Below are 5460 nucleotides of genomic sequence, written 5' to 3'. Positions count from 1 at the left end.
AGTCGGAGAGCAGTTTTAAGCGCTATGCAAAGCGTGCCATGATGGTGGCAGCGGAACAGGCTTTCTTTCGAGCTTTGGGAGAAGAAGCCCCTACATCCAAGACCTAAAGTTAACACGACCTCAAGTTAAGAAGCGGGTTAGCGGACTAATCGTAGAGTTCGAGATTGCAAGCAAGGTAACGGTAGCAGGGGTTAGGGAACAGCGCATAAATAAAATCCCAATTGGGTAGGGGTAGGAGAGTAAAAGAGTAGGAGGGTAGGGGTAGGAGAAGGGGATATTATTTCTTAGAAAATCCCTTATCACTACTACATTCCGATCGCTGATGAATCACCCAAGTAAGATAAATCACCCAAGTAATACGACAGGCAAGATTGATCACAGGTCTGTTTATTGCAATACATCTTGTCCTACAAGTACTCTCTTTTGTAGGACAAGATGTACTCAACGATCCAAAGATTATCATTCAGGAATTTGTAGGTTTCACAATGGATTTTCAGCATCTTGCCTAGCATCTAGCAATCCAGACTGATTCCAATTAACCAAAACGTTTTGGTTAATTGATTAAACCTTCCAATTGGGTCAGAAGCCGCTCTAACTTTTGTAGTTTTTGTTCATCCTTCCACAATGCACTCCGCTTATTAACAGACTCCAAAGTCTGCGTTAGGCGCTTTTTAAACTGCTCCGCTGATAATGGCTTGCTGCTAGATTGCTTGGGACTCCGTTTAGAAGATTGCTCGATCGTTAAAGCTTGCGCTTGATTCAGGAGAGAAACTTGGCGTTTGATTTCAACAACACTCATCCCATCTTGTTTTACAGATTGAATTAAAGCCTGACGCTGTTCCGGATCTTTAACCCCTGCAATTACAATCCCCTTGGTATAGTGAATTTCACCTTGCCGAATGGCATCCAAAACGTCATTGGGCTTCTTTAAGAGGGGTAAGCGGGACGAAACAAATGATTGCCAGGTTATTTTGCCGAAGGTTGCAAACGATCGCTTGACAATTTCGGCTTCTGGACTAACCAAAACGTTTTGGTTAGTGGTTCCTTTGGCGGCATTATTCATGCGATAGAGCAGGCTCACCACATCTGCCGCATCCCAACCTAGCTGAATTTCTAGAATCCTGAGCGTATTGTCTAACTCTTCTAAGGCACTAAAATCACGACGATTGGCATTCTCTGCGATCGCGGCTTGGAAGGCTGTCGCGTCATCCCATTGAAAGATCTTGACTGGCACCGTCGGCAAGTTCAGACTTTCGGCGGCTTTGTAGCGGCGTAGTCCTGCCACTAATTCATATTTTGCGGGTTTCGTGGGATGGGGGCGAATCCACAATGCCGATCGAATGCCATTGGGCTTAATGTCGTGTTCTGCCCACTGCTGAAGTTCCTCACTATCGTAATAGTGCCGTACAGGTTTGCCATCAGGCACAAAGCTAAATGTACAAAGGATGTCCCGCCGTGGAATTTCCTGTTCGTTTGTGCTGCTTGACTCCATCTGAATTTCTTTTTGGACTTCTGGGGTTCCAAAAACGAAACTCAGTTCTTCCCGAGATGCCACTGCATCACTTAGTTTACGACGTGTACTCATGATTGGGCCTCGTAGAGTTGCAGAGCTTCTGTGAAAAGCTGCGTGAAGATTTTAGCCGCAGATTTGCAGGGCGTTCCTTTCATCCGAAAAACGGTACTGGCCTGACCAGGCACGTCTTTAATACATTGTCGATCGGGCAGTGTTGTGTTCAGTAATGGGACGATCCCTTGCTTGAGGGCTTCTCTGGCCTCTCGAAGCAGGATGGTATTTTCTTTGACTGCATTGAGGTAAATCGCACCTACGAGACCTCCCCGCTTAATTTCCTGGGCTTGCCGAATGAATTGCATGATTTTTCCTGTACTGGCCAAGTCAATCATGGAATCGCGGCAGGGAACTAGCACCATATCCGATCGAATCAGAATCGCTTTAGTAACTTCACTGGCGTTCCCAGGGCCATCGACAACGACAACATCATACTGCTGGGTAAATTTGGGAAGCTCATCAAACAAGGCTTCCGGATCGCTGAGCACGCGATGATCCATTCCCAACTCCTTCGCCCAAGCGGAAGAGCTTTGCTGGCCATCGGCATCTACTAAGAGCGCAGTTCGATCGTTCTGCAGGAACCAGTCCACAGCATGAATGGCTCCCGTGGATTTCCCTGAACCACCTTTTTGATTCGCAAAAGCAAGAATCTTGGGGGATTTCTGAAACAGCAGGCTGCTATCACTGCGTTTTGATTTCGGTTTGGCTGTTAGCATTAGCTTTTGACAGTAGTTAATTTAACCAAAACTCATGGTTTGATAATAACACCTCAAGATGCATTTGCTATCTTTCTAGACTGGTTGTGAAATCTCTTGTTGTGAAATCTCTTGTTGTGAAATCTCTTGCTTTGAGAACCGGTGCATCATGATTCTCTTCATTCCATTGACTGCATCACACCTGCTTTAACCAAAACGTTTTGGTTAATTGACGCGATCGACTCTACCGAACTTTTAATCCCAAACTCTACAAATATAAGCGCGATTAACAGAATCCTGGTACGACGATCGAAAGCTTGAGCAATCTTCAGCAATTGCCCCAAAGGCACAAAGAACTACCCTGATGAAATTCCTGTAAAGGACAATCTCCCTTACTTGGGTGATTTTTCTGTAATCTACGATAAATTTTCGATTTTCTTGAGATCTCGGAAGCGTTTTTTCCGGGTTGGGTCGCTATGATAGGGGCGAATTAGCTTCCACAGAGTTTCAGCAGAGCGTTATGTCCCGGCATCTCGAACGACTTCTCAATATTGATGGTTTGCTACGGAGTGGGCAACGCCAAACCGCAGACGCAATGGCCTCGGTTTTGGAGGTGAGTGAGCGAACGGTTCGCAAGGATATTGAACTGCTCCGCGATCGCTATGGTGCGCCTATTGCCTGTAATCGAACCCAGGGATTCATTACACGAATTTGGAGTGGCGGTTACCGACGATCAGTTTGAGCAAGGGGGAATTATTTGCCCTGACGCTGGGTGCTCGGATGTTGGAAACCTATTCCGGTTCAGCCTATGCCATGGATCTACGATCGGCGATCGCACGGCTAAGTGAACGGTTGCCGGAGCAGAGTTGGGTGGATTTGCAACAGGTGGCGGATGAGCGCATTATCTTTCGGGGGGGCGGTGGGATTGATCTGAATCCGGAGGTGTGGCAGCAGTTGGAGGATGCTTGTCGATCGCAGAAATCAGTGGAGATGACCTATTACACGGCGAGTAGTAATTCTACGGCGGAGCGCAAGTTAGATCCCTATTTACTCCATATTTATCGGGGAACAAATCCCTATGTGATTGGGTTTTGCCATCGGCGTCAGGAGGTGCGATGGTTTCGGGTCGATCGGATTCGGAAGCTGGTGGTGCTGCCGGAGTCGTTTGTGCCTGATCCGTCGTTTGATGCGCGGGATCATTTAGAGATGATTTTTCAGCATGAGGCGGGTGGGGTTCCCCGATCGGTGGCGATTTGGTTTGATGCGGCGACTGCACCCTATATTCGGGAACGGCGGTGGCATCCTAGTCAGGAGTTAAAGGAGCATGATGACGGCTCGGTGACGCTTTGTATGACGGTGCGGGGGATGAATGATATGAAGCGGTGGGTGTTGGGGTATGGCAGGGGAGCCAAGGTAGAGAGTCCACCGGAGTTGGTGGAGATGGTGCGGGAGGAGATAGAACATATGCATTATAATTATTGCAATTCTGGAGGAGAGAATGATGCTAATCAGTGAAAGAGAGCAAAATGGTAGTAGCGTAGGTTGCCCCTATGTGGAACTTAGTTTTGGCGTAATTAGGGCAACGCTACCTGCGGATCATGCATATGGGTTGTATAGCGCGATTTCTTTATCCCCACCATGTGATACGCTACTACCATCTCTGATACCAACTGGTGTTGAGCATTATGCACGAATAAGAATCTTATTCCAATTGCTCATCCTCAGATGTCGCAAGGCGTTGATACTTTTCTCTAGTTCGACCTACATCTTCAAGATTTTCAAGTAGAATTTTCTGACGATTGATGATTCACGTAGCTATGTATGCACGAATGAAAAATTATTTCATTCAAGGGTATTGCTGTTTGCTGCTGGGTATGATAAAAATAAAAAATCTTGGAACGGATATTTCGCCCCAAGACCTAAATTTTATTATTTGGAAACTATGTTAACACCTCGACGTGATTTTCTGATGGAAATCGCACAAAGACTTGTGTGCGAACGAGGAATCGTTCAACCACCAGAGTTTTGGCGGTTAAGTGACCTAGAGATTGAGCGGTTCATAGAAGTTTTCCTCTGGCAATTTGTCCGCCGCGCTTCTTTAAATTGCCCGGATTTGAGTGATTAGCCCCTATTTTTGTGATGGGGACAAACTTGTCCCCTACCTCAGCTTTTCCCTATTGATCTTGAAACTTGGTTATTTGCGTCAGTTTGTTTATCAACAAGCCAAATCTCGCGTGCTCAAATTTATCACTAAACCATGAACATCATTACCTTATCGTTTCCGGTTAAGGGAACTAACTTACCAGCAGATCACAATTACAAGCTACATGGTGCGCTTTGTACGGAAGTACCAACCCTGAAACAGCTTGAGTATTTTGCTGTTAATACGATCGCAGGAAAACCTGATAATCAGGGCAAAATTCAGCTTTTGCAAGGATCACGATTGTTGCTGCGGTTGCCTGTAGAGGAGATCGTACAAGTCTATCCCTTAGCTGGAAAAACCCTGACGATTGGTGGCTATCCTATCCAACTTGGTAACCCCGAACTACAAACACTTCAGCCTACGGATGCTTTGTCGGCCCGGTTAGTTACCATCAAAGGCTATACCGAACCCGATGCCTTTTTAGATGCTGCTCAACGCCAGTTAAATGCTCTGGGAATTCAGGCAAACTTGGGTATTCCAGCGAATGATAAGGGAGAACCCAAACGCTTAACCCTTCGTATTACGAAGCCAGAGCGGAGTTACACGATTGTTGGATTTAGCTTGGTGGTTTCTGATTTAACTCCCGATGATTCCATCAAGCTACAAATTTATGGGTTAGGCGGTAAACGCCGGATCGGTTGCGGTGTGTTTAATCCTGTTATCAACGTTTATCGTAAAGCAAGGAGGGATAGTCATGCCGCAGCGACTATTAGCTAAGGGCGCAATTGCTGGCAAAGTCTCGCTTGAACAATTGCCAGAAAAGGGGCTGTCGCTAGAGCAGCACTTAAAGGATACCTATGTTGCAGCTCAGGCAATCTTTAAGGGAAGAGTGTTGAGAAACTGGTGTCGCTTTTTTAACCCTCTTCAGTCACTCTAAGCAGAGGAATTTAGAATAGAGAGAGTAGAGTTTAGAGAGCCTAGCAACTGATGTCCGCCTCCAGAGAAGCTCGACCAACGATTCGCTTTGTCGATGAGTATTGCCAACTCTATGGAGA

5 protein-coding genes are annotated in these 5460 nt (G+C 46.3%); 3 read left to right on the top strand and 2 right to left on the bottom strand.

All coding sequences use genetic code 11. The annotated features are described in order from the left end of the window. Window positions 1–553: 553 nt before the first annotated feature. Window positions 554–1585 carry a ParB/RepB/Spo0J family partition protein gene (locus ACN4EG_RS26955; RefSeq protein WP_431633374.1) on the bottom strand — a complete coding sequence of 344 codons (1032 nt, stop codon included), beginning with the start codon at window positions 1583–1585 and terminating at the stop codon, window positions 554–556. Further along, window positions 1582–2283: an AAA family ATPase gene (locus tag ACN4EG_RS26950; RefSeq protein WP_431633373.1), complete on the bottom strand. Its 702-nt coding sequence runs from the start codon at window positions 2281–2283 to the stop codon at window positions 1582–1584. Before ACN4EG_RS26950 ends, ACN4EG_RS26955 begins: the two co-directional genes overlap by 4 nt. A 499-nt stretch (window positions 2284–2782) precedes the next feature. On the opposite strand from ACN4EG_RS26950, the gene ACN4EG_RS26945 reads away from it, so the two are divergent. The 3 genes from ACN4EG_RS26945 (at window position 2783) to cas6 (ending at window position 5182) form a co-directional block, all read left to right on the top strand. Continuing rightward, window positions 2783–3004, top strand: coding sequence for an HTH domain-containing protein (locus ACN4EG_RS26945; protein WP_431633372.1), 222 nt, complete (start codon window positions 2783–2785; stop codon window positions 3002–3004). Further along, complete coding sequence (locus ACN4EG_RS26940; RefSeq protein ID WP_431633371.1) at window positions 3001–3777, top strand: helix-turn-helix transcriptional regulator; 777 nt, start codon at window positions 3001–3003, stop codon at window positions 3775–3777. The genes ACN4EG_RS26945 and ACN4EG_RS26940 overlap by 4 nt, the downstream gene beginning before the upstream one ends. Before the next feature lie 742 nt (window positions 3778–4519). Next, complete coding sequence (gene cas6, locus ACN4EG_RS26935) at window positions 4520–5182, top strand: type I-MYXAN CRISPR-associated protein Cas6/Cmx6 (RefSeq protein WP_431633370.1); 663 nt, start codon at window positions 4520–4522, stop codon at window positions 5180–5182. Window positions 5183–5460 lie beyond the last annotated feature (278 nt).

The organism is Alkalinema pantanalense CENA528, from assembly GCF_050753345.1.
GTDB lineage: Bacteria > Cyanobacteriota > Cyanobacteriia > Leptolyngbyales > Leptolyngbyaceae > Alkalinema > Alkalinema pantanalense.
The sequence above is the reverse complement of the archived record's forward strand: the minus strand, read 5'-3'. Positions and strand labels throughout refer to the sequence as shown.